Source organism: Burkholderia sp. Bp8963 (genome assembly GCF_003854275.1).
GTDB lineage: Bacteria > Pseudomonadota > Gammaproteobacteria > Burkholderiales > Burkholderiaceae > Burkholderia.
Genome location: NZ_QTQP01000045.1, coordinates 1 through 16,076, shown reverse-complemented (window position 1 = coordinate 16,076; position 16,076 = coordinate 1). Strand labels below are relative to the sequence as shown.

9 protein-coding genes and 2 pseudogenes are annotated in these 16,076 nt (G+C 56.6%); 1 reads left to right on the top strand and 10 read right to left on the bottom strand.

The window, feature by feature from the left end:
• Nucleotides 1-207: 207 nt before the first annotated feature.
• The gene (locus tag DID96_RS28640) at nt 208-5,274 is read right to left on the bottom strand and encodes a HEAT repeat domain-containing protein (protein ID WP_124602597.1); all 5,067 of its coding nucleotides are present in this window, start codon (nt 5,272-5,274) and stop codon (nt 208-210) included.
• Nucleotides 5,275-5,687: 413 nt separating this feature from the next.
• On the opposite strand from DID96_RS28640, the pseudogene DID96_RS39120 reads away from it, so the two are divergent.
• A pseudogene (locus DID96_RS39120) lies at nt 5,688-5,989 on the top strand (IS3 family transposase); the annotation flags it as partial.
• A gap of 1 nt (nt 5,990) precedes the next feature.
• Here DID96_RS39120 and DID96_RS28635 read toward each other — a convergent pair.
• From DID96_RS28635 to DID96_RS28595, 9 genes and pseudogenes are all read right to left on the bottom strand, one after another.
• Nucleotides 5,991-6,869, bottom strand: a complete 879-nt coding sequence (locus DID96_RS28635) for a sce7726 family protein (protein ID WP_148094519.1) — start codon at nt 6,867-6,869, stop codon at nt 5,991-5,993.
• Between the two features lie 203 nt (nt 6,870-7,072).
• Nucleotides 7,073-8,041, bottom strand: coding sequence for a sce7725 family protein (locus DID96_RS38120; RefSeq protein WP_148094518.1), 969 nt, complete (start codon nt 8,039-8,041; stop codon nt 7,073-7,075).
• A gap of 180 nt (nt 8,042-8,221) precedes the next feature.
• The gene (locus tag DID96_RS28625) at nt 8,222-8,650 is read right to left on the bottom strand and encodes a hypothetical protein (RefSeq protein ID WP_124602596.1); all 429 of its coding nucleotides are present in this window, start codon (nt 8,648-8,650) and stop codon (nt 8,222-8,224) included.
• Nucleotides 8,651-8,756: 106 nt separating this feature from the next.
• Nucleotides 8,757-9,380: a hypothetical protein gene (locus tag DID96_RS28620; RefSeq protein ID WP_260464032.1), complete on the bottom strand. Its 624-nt coding sequence runs from the start codon at nt 9,378-9,380 to the stop codon at nt 8,757-8,759.
• Between the two features lie 736 nt (nt 9,381-10,116).
• On the bottom strand, nt 10,117-10,914 hold the full coding sequence (locus DID96_RS28615) for a hypothetical protein (protein WP_185732384.1): 798 nt from the start codon (nt 10,912-10,914) through the stop codon (nt 10,117-10,119).
• Nucleotides 10,915-11,091: 177 nt separating this feature from the next.
• Nucleotides 11,092-13,320 (bottom strand): DEAD/DEAH box helicase, encoded by a 2,229-nt coding sequence (locus DID96_RS28610; RefSeq protein WP_124602594.1) that lies wholly within the window; start codon nt 13,318-13,320, stop codon nt 11,092-11,094.
• Complete coding sequence (locus tag DID96_RS28605) at nt 13,292-14,590, bottom strand: ATP-binding protein (RefSeq protein ID WP_124602593.1); 1,299 nt, start codon at nt 14,588-14,590, stop codon at nt 13,292-13,294. Before DID96_RS28605 ends, DID96_RS28610 begins: the two co-directional genes overlap by 29 nt.
• Complete coding sequence (locus tag DID96_RS28600; protein ID WP_260464031.1) at nt 14,587-15,897, bottom strand: tellurite resistance TerB C-terminal domain-containing protein; 1,311 nt, start codon at nt 15,895-15,897, stop codon at nt 14,587-14,589. Before DID96_RS28600 ends, DID96_RS28605 begins: the two co-directional genes overlap by 4 nt.
• A gap of 59 nt (nt 15,898-15,956) precedes the next feature.
• Nucleotides 15,957-16,076, bottom strand: a pseudogene (locus tag DID96_RS28595) (IS30 family transposase); the annotation flags it as partial.

The following is a 16,076-nucleotide window of genomic DNA, read 5'->3' as shown; positions in this document are numbered from 1 at the left end:
CGTGGCCGCGCTGCGGCAGGCGGATGAACACCGACAAAGGACTCAATGCCCATGCAACTGGCGGCCGACTAATCACCGTAGCACGATGGCTAGCCCGCAGTCGTTCAAGGATAAACACCGATGTATATTCATTGAGGACGCAATGCATCGAATCTCACCACATTTCCCTCTGCCATCTAATTTCACAAAGCGAGAAGCCAATACCGTTCAACATTGAAAGAGGCGATCCACATCATCGTCCAGCATTTCGACCTTATCCCTCCGCCAGTGCGCAAGCGAGTAGTATCTGAACAATTGACATTCAAGCGTACGATACGAACGCGGGCTGCGACCCAGCAATCGAAACACGTCATTTTTGTGGTGGTCGAACATCGGTGTCGCCAACAGTGCTTCTAGGCGAATGTCCCAATCACGGATGTGTTCAAAGCGAGGATGCTTCGTGAGCCGAGCGAACGCGATCCACAGCTCGTGATTCTCGCCGTGCTGGACCAGTTGCACACCAGGTTCAAAGCGATTAAGCCATCGGGTAAAGAGACCATCGAGAACACTATCGACGGTAGGGGCTTCAATGTAACCAGCCACGGTGCAAAGTCCCAATAGAAGTGAGTCCGATCCCGACCCGAGATATCGTGAGAGGATCGGAACCATTCTCTCGTCCACCAAAGGCTTGACATTCTCGGCGTGTATTTTTGACCCGAAAATGGAAGGCACCAACAATCCTTCATGCCGCGCCAACTCGCGGTAGAAGACATGTGCGTCACACCGCGCCAAGAGACAGTCGAGGAATTGGCGCGCATACTGCCCGAATCTGTCATCGCTTAGCGCCGCGTCATGCCATCCAATGCCAGTATCCCATTGGTTAGCGGCGGCTATCGCTGGTCGCAATCTTGCGCGCAAATTGGCGTTGTTCTCTTTACGAGGATGTCGTCCATCGTTGACAAGATAACCGTCTACTGTGAATCGCAACGAGGCTTCCCGAGGCATTGCATCGCGAACGTAATCGTTCACCGGGTTCAGTTCGTGGACGAGCTCGGTGTACGTCTGCCTAGACTCCACATTGAGTCGCAGTGGCAGCGAAGCGTCCAATTCTATTTGGCCGCTCAGTGCTGCCGTAGCCGCCGAGCAGCTCACGTCAATGAATGCCCTTTTTCTCGCCTCGGCGTCGCTCGTTGATGGCCCTATAGATGCAGCGTTGAATTGGGCGTCGAAGCCGCCGAAGAACTCCGTCGTTACGTTCAGCAGCCAGCCGTTGGATGCCCACTGCGAACTTGCGACGATTGTCCGGACACGCTCGCGAACCGAGGGGTCACCTTGAACGGCGTGTCGGAACTCAATCAGACACCGGATCAGGTACCAAAGACTGTAGGCGCTCCTCGCCTCCACCTCGATTAGATCGAATCGCCCAACAACCCGAAGAGAATGCAGCAACGCTGCGTGTAGCGTTGGCACTTGGAGCTTGTCGATAAGGCGAATGGCTCCGGACTGGTCCAGCGGGTATTTATGTGCCACCAATTCACAATAGAGCCAGTCGGCAATCTGCTGCCCTGCTGGCAGATTGCCCATCGCAATCTCGGCATTCTGTTGTGCATCAAATACACCCCCAATGAAGCTCAAAAACTCAGACTTCTCATCCAGAAACCTTGTGAACAGAGGCAGCCCGGTCGTGAGTAGATGGAGAGCTGATTCATGCCCGACTAGGTTATGCGTCTGATCTAGCTCAAAGGGGGATCGCTCGTCGCGTACCGAGTGGTAGATCTCCTCGACGATCTCGTGATTGCGAAGCCTCGCCGCCGCCAAAATTGCTGCACGCCGAAGTTGCCATACTTGCGCCACGTCTGTTGCCGCATCCACAATTTCGCGCGCTTCGGCTGCGTTGCGCAGTCTGCTGGCAAGCACGATCCGCCAGATCCGCGCTGACGGGAAGCGAGACCAATCAATGCGCTTCGCCACATCAACGCTCGGATGGCAAGCAACAATGGCGGTAATTATTCCTTGTGTGAGATTGTGATCTGACTCCGAGTCAAGTCGACCGACAAGCGCATCCAACGTACCAGGATCCCGTCGGTGCGTCAGTGTGTTTACGGCAGCCATCCGGACCGGGATACTTGAGTGATGCATTGCTTCGAGCAATAGCTCCCGAGCCGCAACATTATCCAGCCGACCGAAGCTCGAAACAAGGCTCGGAAGCAACGGATCGCTCTCCCTCGATCGCAATTTCTCCGCGACGATCGGGACGCCCGATTCAAAGGGTGATTGGCTTGCGACGCCAAGCATCACGAATTCCCAAATCTTCGCGCTTTCCGGTTCTGCGGCTCGTAGCTTTTCGAGTATCGCGCCGAGGTCCGCCCCCAAAGCATGAACAGTCGGAACTAAGGCGAGCCTATCTTGAAGAGCGATGTTGCAGTCGAGAATTCGTGCTTCGTAGTCGGCGCGATCAGCGAGCCACGGAACCAGTGCAGGAAGAAGCTGAAACAGCGTCCGAGTAGCGTTGTCTTGAGGCCTTACGGAGTCGCAAAGTTTGAGTAATCCCGGCTCTCCTAATGCGATAAGTACGCGCGCCGCCCCGTGAACGACTGTCACTTCCGGATCAAGCTGTTCAATCAACTGCACACAATGCGCTCTTAGGGAATGCCTCTGGGCCCATATCAGCCCAAGAAGCGGGTCCAGAAGTGCCGCTTTTCGCACAAGCATTTGTGCGATATTGTGCTGCGGCAACGCTACGAGAAACTCCCGCGTTCGTTCCAAAGTTGACACATTCAACCGCAGCTCGCTCAATGCACGGCGCTGTACCTCGGTCAAGAATTCGTAATTCTGGGCGAGAAACGTCAACGCGACCATTAATGGCTGTCGACGCCCACTCGCAACAAATAGCCGAAGCAGGCGACGCTTCCCGTCGACCTGCTGCTTATTGAAGAGATTTATACATGATTGGTCAACTTCGACACCGGTTCGAGTCACTGCAAGCTCGACGTATCGCATCATCCTATCGCCACCAGACTGCGTTTCCGGTATCTCCAGCGCGTATTCCAGCAGCGATTGTAATTTACCCGGGGCGCTGCGCAATATTGCCTGTATAAAGTTGCTGGTCCACGACCAGTCGGCGCGCGCTTCGTCGGGCAGCGTCTTGAGTCGTTCAAGCATCGCATCGGCAACCGTAGAATCCGATCCGACGTTGAACAACTCCGGCAGCAAGTAGCTATTTCCGTTCGATTCAGCGATTGTAAAGAGTGCAACGGCTTCTTCGCCCGAAATGAGCTCATGCTTGGCAACATAGTCGCGCAACGGCGACCAGTATCGCCCACTCATAAACGTGTCCTTCGCGACATCCCGAGCTTCGTTATGGCGACCGGCCTGATCAAGATGAAAGACCATGGCTGGAATTTCTTCGAGACTCCGGTACCACTCGGCAAGCTGTGAATGCGCGGACCGACGGACATTAAGTGCAAAGCCACTCTCGAGCCCTGCCCTGACGGTTTCATGCATCTCAAAGGCGGAGTCGTCATAGCGACGAAGAAGCCCTAAATCAAGCATCTCCACGATGGCCTGCCGCACATTGTCGTCAGGAAACGCATCAGCCGCCTGCGCTGCACTGAATGGCAAAGCGAAGCAGACTAGCTTACGCGCGGCATCGATAGCCATACCGGAAATTCGCGCGAATCGCTCGCAGTCCGCCTTCCCAATCATCTCATCGACAGACGCACTGCTTGCCATAGCCAACGCTAGCTGAGGCGACATGTCTGCGATGCTCCGGGCTCTCGCGGCTATGAGACCCGCCGGCCTGCCCCTAGTAGCCCGTCCAAAAATCTGCCACAGCATGTCACGAGGGATACTGGAGCCGCGTGCCTCGGCAAGCCGACACAGTTCCTCGAACTCAAAGCCACGTACATCCAGCTGTACGATGCCAAGCGCATCCCGATCGAACTCCGAAAAGTCTCTTAGTGTGCGCTCCTGTCCCAGCACCACGATACGCAAGTCGGCATCATAAGATATGATTTTCCGCACAAAAGCACACAAATCATGTGAAAACGATGTATCGCACCGCCCCTCAACCAGATCGAGAAAGAGAGCGACTGGCCGGCTTAGCCGCGAAAGATTTTGAGCTACAGCAGACACCGATTCCTCAATTGAGCTGGAGCCGTCCACCGCTAGCCCGAACGCTGACTCCGCTCCATATCGCCGCAAACGCAAGGTGACACCGGCGAGGACATCGCGAAAACTTGTGTGATTGCGAACCTCGACGTAGTACGCGAGAGCCTGCTTGCTGTTCCCTTCTATCCGTTCGATTGCCTCAGCGGCCAAGCTCGACTTTCCCGAGCCAGATACCCCGACGACCTCCACGACTTTCGACGCTGAGGCAACGAGAACGTCAGTGATATCGAGCCGGCGAATATGATCCGGATCCAGCACAAGTGGAGCCTTAAGCGGTACCATCTCAGGCCAGACGGCCGTAACCTCGTAGTCGAATTCCTCGCTGCCAAAACTACGGCCATGTTGCTTCGAGATATCGCTGATAAACCCGCGAAGATTACGAAAGAGCGAATCCCGCACAATTGTCAACTTCAGCCCGTACCGCTTAGCCAGGCGCTCCTGCACGCGCTCCGCAACGATTTTCTCGAGGCCATTGCAGGCCCGAATCTCAATGCGACGTAGCATCGACGGAAGACTCACCTGAAGCTCACCAACTCGAGCACGATACGCATGAATTTCGCCAGCCTCAACACCTCGCTCAGTCGCACGCTGGCAGAAAGCTTCAACCATCTCGGCAAGGCTTCCTTCAAGTGTCTGCGTCGCTACCGGAGCAACTTCCCAGCGCTGCAACCGCCGTTTCTCGGACGCTCCCACTCCCTCATAACGCATCGTTTCGTTGCGAGCCAATAGGTGTATGAGAGTCAGGTACGCCTTGGCAGGTGACGCTGGGCCCAAGGCAACAGCGGCCGCAAGACTCGGCGCAACTTCATCGCCAAGAATCCAGATCTGGCGACGCGATGGGTGCGCGAGTCGTTTTAACGATTGTGGTAGTAGTTCACTTACGGCTTCAGCAATCGTCCACTGCGAAGGGGCAAGCTCGCCAGCCGCGTTCTGCCGGGGCTTCTTTACCTGTACATGCGCCGCGTCACCTGCAGACGCTAAACCTGGGAACAAGTCCAAGTCGTCCTCCCCTTCGGGTCGAACGGAACCCTCCGCGCCCCACTTGTCAAAGTGAGTCAACAGCTCGTCCAGAATTACAGTAGCCTGATAGTCAAATCCGCGTAGCGCGGTTTCGCCGCCTGACATCAACATTCTCCTAAGATTCTTGTTTGGCGTGGCTCATTACTTCAGGCACGGACGCGACATCGCATGAAAACGCGATCAAATCATTACCACCACGGTGTAAGTCCCATCACGTTTACGCCTTTGAGCGTGAACGGTGACTTACCACGGTTACGCAGCCAACCTGCTGCTCGCATAGATCGACACCCGCTTGGAAAGGTCGTACTCGCACTATGCACCGAATTGATCGGCATGATTGTCGCCAACGTTGTGCTAACTCGCAAGGAACGACATCCCGAAAATTTGCGCCACCCATGCTTACGCAACGCTCCACTTGCGTTCGACCGACGTAAAGACAAGGTGGCTGATTTCGGCACCTGGAGCGGCCCCCTGAATCGCCGGACACGGTCTCCCACTTAAAATAGCGGGTACGGGCGAGCAAAAAAGTGGATTGCGCGCTCGCCCGTGCTGCCGGAGCACGACCAGTGAAACAGGTCTGCGAAGTCCTCGGCGTGGTGCGCTCAATGTGGTGGCGATACTGTCGTGCCCTGCCGACTGGCATGATGAGCGCCAGTTGCGACAGATGGACGATAGAGTTCTGGCCCAGGAAATCCAGGCGGTCGTGGCCGGGTTGCCGAGGTATTGCTACTGGCGCGTCTGGGGCATCCTGCGGCGCGAAAGGAACGGCGCTGGCCAGGCGGGGGGCAAAGCCAAGCGTGTGTACCGAGTCCTGCTGACCGTCAGTCGCCCAGAGACAATGCTCGACTGGACGCAAGCGTCGCCAACAGCCTCGTTCGAGCTACGCGGCTAAGCCGCTCGGACAGTCCGAGGGTCCTGAGGGACTCAGGCAGTGCCGACGCAAACTGGGCTACCTCCATGTCCGTAGTGCGCTTACGAACCTCGTGCACGAACTCGGCGCTTAAGACATCCTTAGGTAGCCGCGAGAACTGCTCGAAAGCAAGCGTGCGCAGCATGTCGGGAGTCGTCTGAGGTATCCCGCCGAAACGACGGGTTAGGATATTTGCAAACTCTTGCTTACGCAGGCAGTTGAACATCGTCCAGTGGTCAAGGCGATCAATGTTCGAAGTGGCCGGCTTGACTTTCTGCAGCGATTTCCGACGACTGAGGGCGATGACTCCGACGTGTTCGGGCACCATCGCGAGCACAGACGATACTGCACCGTCGTGAGTCACAACGTTGATGCGGTCAAAGACCTTCGTGTAATCCGCAAGCTGCTGTGGTAAGCGGGACAGGTTGTCGTACTCTGTCTTGATTTCGTAGACGGTGCTGGTTCCGTTCAGCACGACCGAATCCGCCTTCGAATGGTTGACCCAGAACTCTGTCAGCAGCGCTGCTGAGTTCGGACTATGCACGCCAAAAATCAGCTTCTTAGTGATAATGTTCTTGTAGACGTACTCGCTTCGATAGTCCCGAACTAGCGCACCGAACGCGGTATCGAAAAGCTCACGAACCTCACCGCCCACAAAGGCGAGCGAATCACTTGCCAGTTGAAGCTGCCGCCGAACTTTAGGCGACGGATGGTCTGAAGCGAGCTCCCTGAAAATAGGGCGAGAAAAAATGCCAGCGATTTGCCTCGCTTGAGCGACTGAAAGCGTCATTCGTAGTCTCCGGTTCGTTGCCGTTTGCACTTGCGAAACAGCTACGCCTTATAGCGAATCGCTTTATGCGCCGGCAACTGAGCCAGACGTGCGTCCGAGCAAACGCGCCGCGCGGGAGATGTCCTGCGCGGACGCTATTCTACATCAGCTAGGCTGCCCCTCGTCTTGGCCACGGGAACGCTCGTTCGCGTCCCTCCGCAAACCTACCTGAATCTCCCCGACAGAAGGCCGCTCATCAGGTCGAGGTGATGCGCCACGCTCCAGCGCTTGTTCTTCTGTAGGTCGACGGACTCCTTCGTTCTGTCTGCCTCCAAATACTTCCGATAGGCATCCGTGTGGCCAAACGAATCGGCAACCCTCGTGGTCGCAGCCGCAGCAGCCGCGATTGCCTCCCGCATCTTTTTGGGCAAGTCACGGTCTGATTGCAACTGTGATTTGGAGACGAAGTGCTCAACCCACACCTCCTTCGTTGCCTTCTCGAAGTACGTTAGATGGATCGCTACCGCTGCCGGTAACGAACCGCCTTCTCTGAACTTCCCCTGCAGACAGGCAAAATCGCCGAAGCCACCATACCCTTGTGCCTTATATGTCAGATGCGCCCCAGTGAAAGGTTCACTGCCTTTGTATTTCGCGTTGCTCGGTTGAACCTGAAATCGATCTTCGACAAAAACGCAATTGTTCGCCCCAAGCGCGGCGAGCGTACCGGGCGACGGTGTCGCGCCCTTCAGGAAGAAGCGGCAGTCCGTGAACCGACCGTCCACCTCCGCACGGACAGTGGCAGCCTCCAACGCCGTATTGCGAAAGACTACGCCCGCGTCTCGCCCACCCCAATTCTTCACGAACCGCTTTAAATCAGCTACCGCAGTGTCCGCTCCTGCGAGGAAGGTTGGACGGACACGTGCCGCCTCCTTCACAATTTTGGCTGCCTCGACGAGCCATTCCTTTGACCGTTCCGCCGCACCGTTCTCGAAATCGCCCAACGACGGATTCATGATGAGATACAACGGCTGCCCCTCTTTTTCCGCTGTCGCCAGTGCTAGGCGCAAGCTGGCGATATTTGAACTAACCGGCTCGAAGACAGGGATAACAGTGCCGTCTGAGGACAAAAGCAACGCAATGTCACGGAACGCTAGAAGCTCCCCTCTTCTTGCGAAGAGATACGGATGGTACATAGGTTGTTCCCCCATTGGTTTCGTTGTTTAAGCTTTCTCTCTGGATGTTACCGGCGGCGGCCCACCTACCGCACAAGACCGCCCTCAGTGGTCTAAATCACTACTACCAGCATCAAACGATGCATTTCTCGTGAAAAGCACCTCGCTATCGTCTCGCCCCGTAAAGGCGCCTTCGCAGCGTTAGACGTCCTCTCCTGCAGATTCAAGATAGGTTGGCCAAGGGTGAACGCCATGGATTTTTTTCAACCGTTCGACATCTTTCTGTGCAAATTCAATTGCTAGCACTCGCTGCTCCCGTAGCAGCTTGAGCTGTTTGATCGATGCGAGACGTCTCGCTAAGCGCTTCTCGTATTGGTCGACAATCTCAGGATGGACCGGGTCAGCAGAACCATATTCAAAATCATGCACGAAAAGCCCGGTTAGCACTGACTTCCGCTGAGCAGCCTCTTTGACGTATTCGAGCAGGGCTTCAACCGCTTCCCGGTCCGCCTCGAGCTGTTGGACCCGAGCGTCGATTCTTTCAACCTTCGCCTGAAACTCGCGGATTTTTCCTTCAGCGCCCTCGATAAGGACGGGAACTGCCTCGGTGTTAACTGTTGGCTCATTCATACACAATTTCCCCGTTCGTCAGTAAATTGCAATTTCTTCAAAGTGCGCACAGCGCGCGGCGAACTGGCCTTTGACGCGGCGGATAAACCCGCAGGCGACCGAGTACTTACGCTCTCGCCCACCCAAACTCACGAATCACAAAACCTGTCGCATGCACTGCCAAGGCTGCGTCCTCTTCGGTCACGTCGCGAAGACCGTAACGATGTACTTCATTGTGCTTGCCTCTTGGGTGCAGCCTGTTGACAATGTCCAAGGCCGAACAGAGAGTGCGCGACTTGTCCGCCCCAAGCGCATTCTGCACGGCACTGATCACCTTTCCGAGGTCCTTCTCTAACACTTGGGCATCACCCGTCTGTTGATGGAGCCAATGCGCGGCCATCGCTGCACACGCGTTACGGCACTGGTCTACGACAGAGGTCGGAATCTCGCGATAGGCAACGTCCAAGACACGCCGAACAGCTCCTATCACCGCCCTTAAACTCTCCGGGTGAATTTTCGTCTCGTCCAACTCGGGCAAAATTCCCATAGCCGACTCAGCGCGCACTGTCACCATTACATCGCCGTTCACCGTGCGCTCAACCTGCAAAATGCGCCACAGCGAGAACGCCCCGGCGACCCCGATGGCAAGCTGTGAGCCCTCCCCACGATTAGGTAAGCCCAAAAGCTCCTGACATTCCATAAACAGATTGAGCTGTTTGACGATATGTCCATCGTTACGTCCTTGCGCCATGTCTGACACCAAGGACGCATGTGCGTTGACAGTGCACGACTCCGCATTCGTTACACCCTGTTTCTGAAAGACCCGTCCTCTGCGCACACGGGATACGGCATCAAAAGAGTCTTCCCGAAAGATCCACGAAAAAGGCACCGAATCCATATTCGCCGGGAGTTTTGTGAGGTCGTCCGGCGTTTTCACCAACGTGCACTGAGATAGAACGGGCGACGGCAAAGCTAGATAGGAAGCACTGTCACGGCCTTCGTAGACCAGTCCAGTTGACCTTTCAATTCCTAGTCGGGACATGTGGAAACTCTAGAAAAAGGTGTTCGACCGTATGCATGTAAAGTCCTTGACCGACGAGCCGCTCGATAGCGCCAGAATCTGCAACGACTGAATAGCGTAATCTTAGCCCCCTAAAAGCAACGTCATCAGACAAGCTGAGATGCTGCGCGACCTGGGCGTCAAACCGTCCAAGTCATTGCCTCAGCCCCTTGTGGAATTGGCGACTGCAAACGAGCGCCCCATAATTGCTAATGGCCAACTCACAGGTTTCACCGTCAGCACGGAAGGTAGCTCTGCACCGCCCTTGTCCAATGGAGGATCTGACATCGGATCCTGCTAACCAGTAAGGGGGTTTGTTGAATTGTCGTTTCCTCGACCAACGGTATGCGACCATGCTCGAAGACATAATTGCCCTGCTGAACGATGTCCCTCCCAACTCGTACACGGTGGTTGTGAGATACAAACCTTACTCTTTGTCGGCCTGCGAATCGGTAGAAATCAACGGCTTTGAGCCCAAAGATCCCATGAACTGCCCGATACGCTCGCCGTACGCATGGCGCAAGCATTCGACGTCGCTGTTGCACATGTGCCGAGTGATAACCCAGTCTGATTCCGACCGCTTCAGCGCCTGAGGGTCGGCGATGGTTTTCATAGCTGCCTCATACAGCTGGCCCAACTGACGATCCATCGCAGCCAATCCAGGGTCACCGCAGATTGCAATTTCGTCGTCGGCCTTTGCTCGTCTACAGTCGAAACTCGTCAAAAACGTTTGACCTTGGGCCGCCGGCGTTAAGTTGTCCCCTGAGTCGCCATTTTGCGAAGTCTGCTCCTGCGCACCCGGCGCTGGAGCGATTGCGTCTGAATTCTGGTTCGACTGATCAGCGGCAGCGACGCCGGAACCACTCTCGGGAGCTTGTGCAACGGTAGGGTTGGGCGCCGCGACGTCTCCCGTCGACTCCGTGGTATCGCTGGCAGGTGCCTGCGCCGACTGCGTAACCGGTGCGCTCTGGTCACTAGTGGCTGCTACCGGTGGCGCTTCATCTTTGGATCCGCTGAGGCTATTGATAGCGGCGCCGATAACGCAAACCCCGACGCCGTACAGCAAGAACCTACCTGCACGGCCAAAATTTCTTCTGTCAGGTTCGTTGTTCTTGTACCCGGTCTTGAAGCGCCGATCGACTTTACGTGTGTCTATAAAGCCCCCGATGCCGGCCAATGCAATGAGCGCGCCGACTAAGATCAGGCCAATTCCCAAAGCTGCCATGCTATTCCCCTAGCGCTCTGACCACGCTGTTGACTAATCTTGACCTCTTTGTTCCCGCGCCGCAGCCGGCGCTCCACTATCTATCCCGACTCCGCGTACCTGCAATCCAAGGCGTGCCAATTCTTTCTGCCCACGGGGAAGAGTTTAAGCAACGGCATATCCGCGCAAACTCGGCCTTCACTTCTGTAGAATTTTCCGAGCAGCTTTGACCGCGCCACCGAGATCAAGGCGCGACGCAGCGAAGGCAGCGCGCCGCGTTTCGTCCGGTAACGTCCAGTCCCATTTCTCGTTGTCAACATTTTCGACGAGACCAAGAGCAGCACCAAAGTGCTCGTGCTTCATCTCCGCGATTTCGTTCAGGGCGTCGGTCACCCGGTCAACTGTGGCGCCCCGAACTCCAACGGCCACACCTTGATGCCAGGCGTCGAGGTCGAGCGAGCGCAGTAGTAAAACCAGAGCGTCATTGACCCAGTCGCCAGACCAGGTGGCGACAATAACATCATGCCCTTCCGTAAACAGCGCTCGAGTCGCGAGGCGCGCCGCATGGAAGTATTCACGCGCTTCGTCAAGCAATTTCCTCCCGCCCTGGTCGAGAAACCCAACAGACTCGGAACTTGCAAGCACGCTGTACATGGCCTGCCTAACGATGTCATGGACCATGATGCCTGCGCCATCAAAGGTCGGAGGGGCGCCACCTTTGTCAGGATCGACGTAAACGACTTTCTTCTCTGCGTCGACGTCCCGAACACGCCAACGCTGACCACCGAAAATAATGGCTTGTCCTGGGGTCAGCGGATGGGAAACCGGCAGCGACCCAAGTTGGCGGCTTCCGGCGACAATGCGGAATTCATCGTCAGTGACGAAGGACGCGTAAAATTCGTAGTGGTTGACGATTTTCTCGCCTCGCACTCCGTGGAGGAGCAAGCCGCTGGACTCCTGAACGACGAGGTCAAGTCGGCCAAGTTTGCACAATATCTCAGCGAACGTACTCCTGTCGACGGACACGAACGGGCCGGTGGCGACCAACGTGCCCCAGAGTTCGGCTGCCGTCGCACCGCCACGCTCAGCAATAATGGACAGGATTTGCTGCACGAGGGTTGAAGGATGAAAACCATCTGCCCTCGGCGGCTCAAACCAGCGCTTTATCAGAAGATTGACCATCGCGATGGTCTGAACCAGCCCTTCCCGGATTCGATCCGAAAAATCTGAGTCGGCATCGAGCTCTGCTTCAACGCAGTAGCCACGGAGAATGGCTGGCTCACCCGCACGCCGGCCCGAGCGACCAAGCCGCTGGCGAAGGCTCGCCACAGACGGCGGCGGCCCAATCTGGGCGATGCTTCGTACCGCGCCAATGTCGATGCCGAGTTCGAGCGTGGTCGTGCACACAGCACTTGCTGGCTTGTCACCTGCCTTCAGCGCGGCTTCACTCTCCTCGCGCAGGTCCTTCGACAAGCTCCCATGATGTGGCCAGAACTCGTTCGGGTAGCCGTCACGCTCGCATGCTCTTCGCAGGAGGTCCGCATAGAGTTCAACCTGACGTCTGCTGTTTGGGAAGATCAGGTTATTTGAGCCTCGCAGGGCCTTGTACAGCTGATTGGCTATGTCAACCGTGCTGCCCGGGACGATGTCCTCGAGACTCGGCGATTCCAGTTCAGGCTCTTCGTCCACGCGAGGTGGCTTCTGCACGATGCCCTTCACGAGAATCTTGATTTCCTGCTGCGCGTTGTCGGACTCGATGATCTCAACGGGGCGCTGCGCCCTGTGGCGCAGAAAGGCTGCCGCCAGCTCCATGTCGCCAAGCGTTGCTGATAAGCCCACTCGCGGAACACGTGTATCACGGACTATGTCGACGCGATGCATCAACGATTGCAGCTGCATGCCTCGTTCCGACCCAATAAACGCATGCAACTCGTCAACAACGATGTAGCGGAGATTTTTCAGGGCACCGGTGAGCATCGAACCGCGAGTCACGAACATTGCTTCAAGTGACTCCGGCGTTATGAGCAGCACCCCCACTGGCCTCCTAAAAAAGCGATGCTTGCGTCCCGCCGAAACGTCGCCGTGCCACGCGACGACTGGAATCTCGAGCGACTCACAGAGTCTGTCGAGGCGCGACCATTGGTCGTTGATTAGCGCTTTGAGAGGGCTGATATATAGAACCGAGCCGGAGCAAACAGGATCTTTCAGCAGGTTCGACAAGATTGGCAAAAACGCCGCTTCGGTCTTGCCAGCGGCCGTCGCTGCCGCAATGATGACGTCCCTATCGGCCGCCAGTAACGCCGGCACCGCACGTTCCTGTGCGTCGCGGAGCTCAGTCCACCCTTCATTCCAAATCCATCGCTGGATTCGCTCGTCGAGAAGGTCGAAACTGCGCGAATCAGCTGAGTTTGAAGCTGGCGAATTCATCGTCACTGTCCGTCGCTACGTCAGCATCACCTCCTCCATCCCGCTCAATGCTGAGGCCGCCGATCATCTGGCGCCAGTCCGCGTCCGCGTTCTGTTCGAGCACGGCGAGGAAATTGACAAACGCGGTAATTGTCGTCCGTGGGGTTCTGAAATACTCATTGCCAAGACGGGTGCCGCAGTGACCCATGAACGCCCGAATCGCATCCTCAGGAATCAACGCTTTAGCGGGATCCCCGAACGCATATACAAGCCGGATCTTGTCGAGAAGAACATAGAAGTCTTCTGGCGTAAGTGCAGCTAGTCGAATCACCGGCCCGCTATAGTCGACAAACCCATTCGTCGCGAAGGTGTTCTCGGCAAGTCTCGACTGTAGCGCTGCGTAGCTGTACAAACCACGCCGCGTGTCGAGCAGGAACTCTGGGGTGCCCCCCAGCACGAATCCCAACCCCTCAGCGGATCCCTGCAACGAGTCATTCAAGATGCGAAGGATTTGCTCGTAGTTCGAGTTCCTCGCCTGAACATTCGCGAGTTTGTAAAGGTTGACGAGTTCGTCAAGGCAGATCATCAATCCGCTGTATCCGGCCATGCGCACAAATCGACCGAGCAGCTTGAGCTGGTCATACATGGTCGCATCATCGACGATTGTCCGAACGCCAAGCGCCGCACGCGCATCTGTCCTGGTCGTGAACTCACCGCGTAGCCATCTGATGGCGTCGCCTTTGAGCTGCTCGTTACCGTCCTCGAAGCCACGGCAGTATGAGGCGAGCACGTCTGCGAAATCGTACCCGTTGACCATCTCCGTCAGCTGGCCGAGTTGGCCACGAATCACATCCTCGCTTGAGCGACCCGTGGCCTTCGCCTCGCTCTTGGCCTGCGAAATGAATTTTTCGACGACACCGGCCAGCGCGCCCCCGTCCGCCTTGGTGCGCGTCGACATGTTCTTGACCAGCTCAGCGTACAGAGATCGCGCCTGGCCACCCGTAGCGTGCAGACGCCGATCGGGATTCAGGTCCGCGTGCATTGTCACCAGCTTCTTTTCCAGCGCGATCGCACGAACGAGATTCAGGAAAAAAGTCTTGCCGGCACCGTACTCGCCAATAACGATGCGGAAGCTCGAGCCACCATCAGCAACGCGCACAACGTCCTTTAGGAGCGCTTCGAGCTCGCGTTCCCGACCAACCTGAATGAGATGTTGTCCGACACGCGGAACGACACCTGCTCGTAGCGATTGAAGGACCGCATCCCGGTCCTTCGGGCGAATTGTAGTCATGCTTCTAACCTCTGCGCCAATTCCTGATTCACTTCGACTGGATCATCGCCGTCTGTAACGGGTTCATCCCAATGGTCAAGTGCTGCCTCATTGACCTGCTCGATGGCTCCATCAAGCATGAGTTCGAGATCAAGCGCGACGGATGACAACTCGGCTCGACTCCAGCTAGCGCGGGAAACCAACGTTCGCAGGAACATCGAGTGGGCCTCATCGAGGCCAATCACGTTGCCGACCGGTTGTGCGTCTTCTCCGCGCTCTTCGGCTTCAACAACCTCCGTCTGAACGACCGGAGGCTGTACCACAGGTTGCTCTTCGACAAAAACGTCCGCCAGCATTGCGGATACTCGCGCCGTCTCTTTTTGGAGTGCCGCAATCCGTGCCGGGTCGAGCGCCAAGCCTGCGCTCACGTTGCCAGCGCTCGGACTTGCAGGCTTCTTGCCGCTGACGCCTCCATGGCCTTCCGCGCGAGTGTTCTGATGCAGGTCACTGTATAACTGCTGCGAGTCGATTTCGAGCAACCGATAGATTTTCTCCAGCAGCTTTACCTCAGCCGGCGAGACAACGCCATCTGCGTTCGCCGTTTGAACCAGGAACAGCGCAATCTCGCGTCTCACCTCCTTCGTAAGGGCCTCGATTCGCTTCTTCAGCCCGGCCATGGTCGGAGGTTGGGCCAGTTGCACTCGATTGTGCGCCTTCAAGCGCGCACGCTCCTCGGCCGTCAGGTGAGACCAGGCATCTACCTCGCGGCTAATCAGATCGATTTCGACGTCTGTTGCTTCGCCGTCCGCCGTCGCTATGGACGCGGCGAGGTCAACCATCAACGCACCAACGACGTAATTATCGCTAACTGCAGGAATATCGGCCGACGGTGGCATCGAGAACAGTGCGACCGCGTCTTCTGCTTTAGGCATGCGCGCGCCCAAACGTACATCGGGCTCGAGCGCGATACCCGCTGCCGCCAACGCCGCAAGCAACGAAACGACCTTGTCCCGTGAAAGGTCGCCCGATGAACTCAGCCGTTCAAGCAATTTGCCGAACGTCGTAACAACAGGGCCACCCTCAACCTCCCGCGAGAGCCCCTTGACCACACTTACGGCATCGTCGGGCCACAGGTCCGCTGGGAGCAGCAGGTTTGCGTCAATGCTTCCTTTCGCCTCCGGATTCCGTCCCAGGTATCGACTATATGCGTCGAGATCGTCAGCACACTCGTCGACAAGACTTTGAAGTTTCTTACGAGGTCCCGAAACAGCCGAGATATCAGGTAGTCCGCTGAGAAACCCGGGAACCGGTGCGCTGGATAGTGCCATGAACATCGCGCCAGGTCGTGCCTGTAGCTGAGTGCGATTGGCCGTAATCGTCTGCGGATTCAACCCGTCGATGCAACGAATTGATGAAAACGCTCAGCCGGTGTATCAAAGTCTAGTGTTTTTCGCGGACGCTCATTAAGCCGCCTGGCAACAGCGTTGAGCTTGGCCTGGGAATAGGC

What these genes read in the sequence shown, in the direction of transcription:
- DID96_RS28640 (WP_124602597.1), bottom strand. Translation starts at nt 5,274, where the DNA reads ATGTCAGGCGGCGAAACCGCGCTACGCGGATTTGACTATCAGGCTACT.
- DID96_RS28635 (WP_148094519.1), bottom strand. Translation starts at nt 6,869, where the DNA reads ATGACGCTTTCAGTCGCTCAAGCGAGGCAAATCGCTGGCATTTTTTCT.
- DID96_RS38120 (WP_148094518.1), bottom strand. Translation starts at nt 8,041, where the DNA reads ATGTACCATCCGTATCTCTTCGCAAGAAGAGGGGAGCTTCTAGCGTTC.
- DID96_RS28625 (WP_124602596.1), bottom strand. Translation starts at nt 8,650, where the DNA reads ATGAATGAGCCAACAGTTAACACCGAGGCAGTTCCCGTCCTTATCGAG.
- DID96_RS28620 (WP_260464032.1), bottom strand. Translation starts at nt 9,380, where the DNA reads ATGGCGCAAGGACGTAACGATGGACATATCGTCAAACAGCTCAATCTG.
- DID96_RS28615 (WP_185732384.1), bottom strand. Translation starts at nt 10,914, where the DNA reads ATGGCAGCTTTGGGAATTGGCCTGATCTTAGTCGGCGCGCTCATTGCA.
- DID96_RS28610 (WP_124602594.1), bottom strand. Translation starts at nt 13,320, where the DNA reads ATGAATTCGCCAGCTTCAAACTCAGCTGATTCGCGCAGTTTCGACCTT.
- DID96_RS28605 (WP_124602593.1), bottom strand. Translation starts at nt 14,590, where the DNA reads ATGACTACAATTCGCCCGAAGGACCGGGATGCGGTCCTTCAATCGCTA.
- DID96_RS28600 (WP_260464031.1), bottom strand. Translation starts at nt 15,897, where the DNA reads ATGGCACTATCCAGCGCACCGGTTCCCGGGTTTCTCAGCGGACTACCT.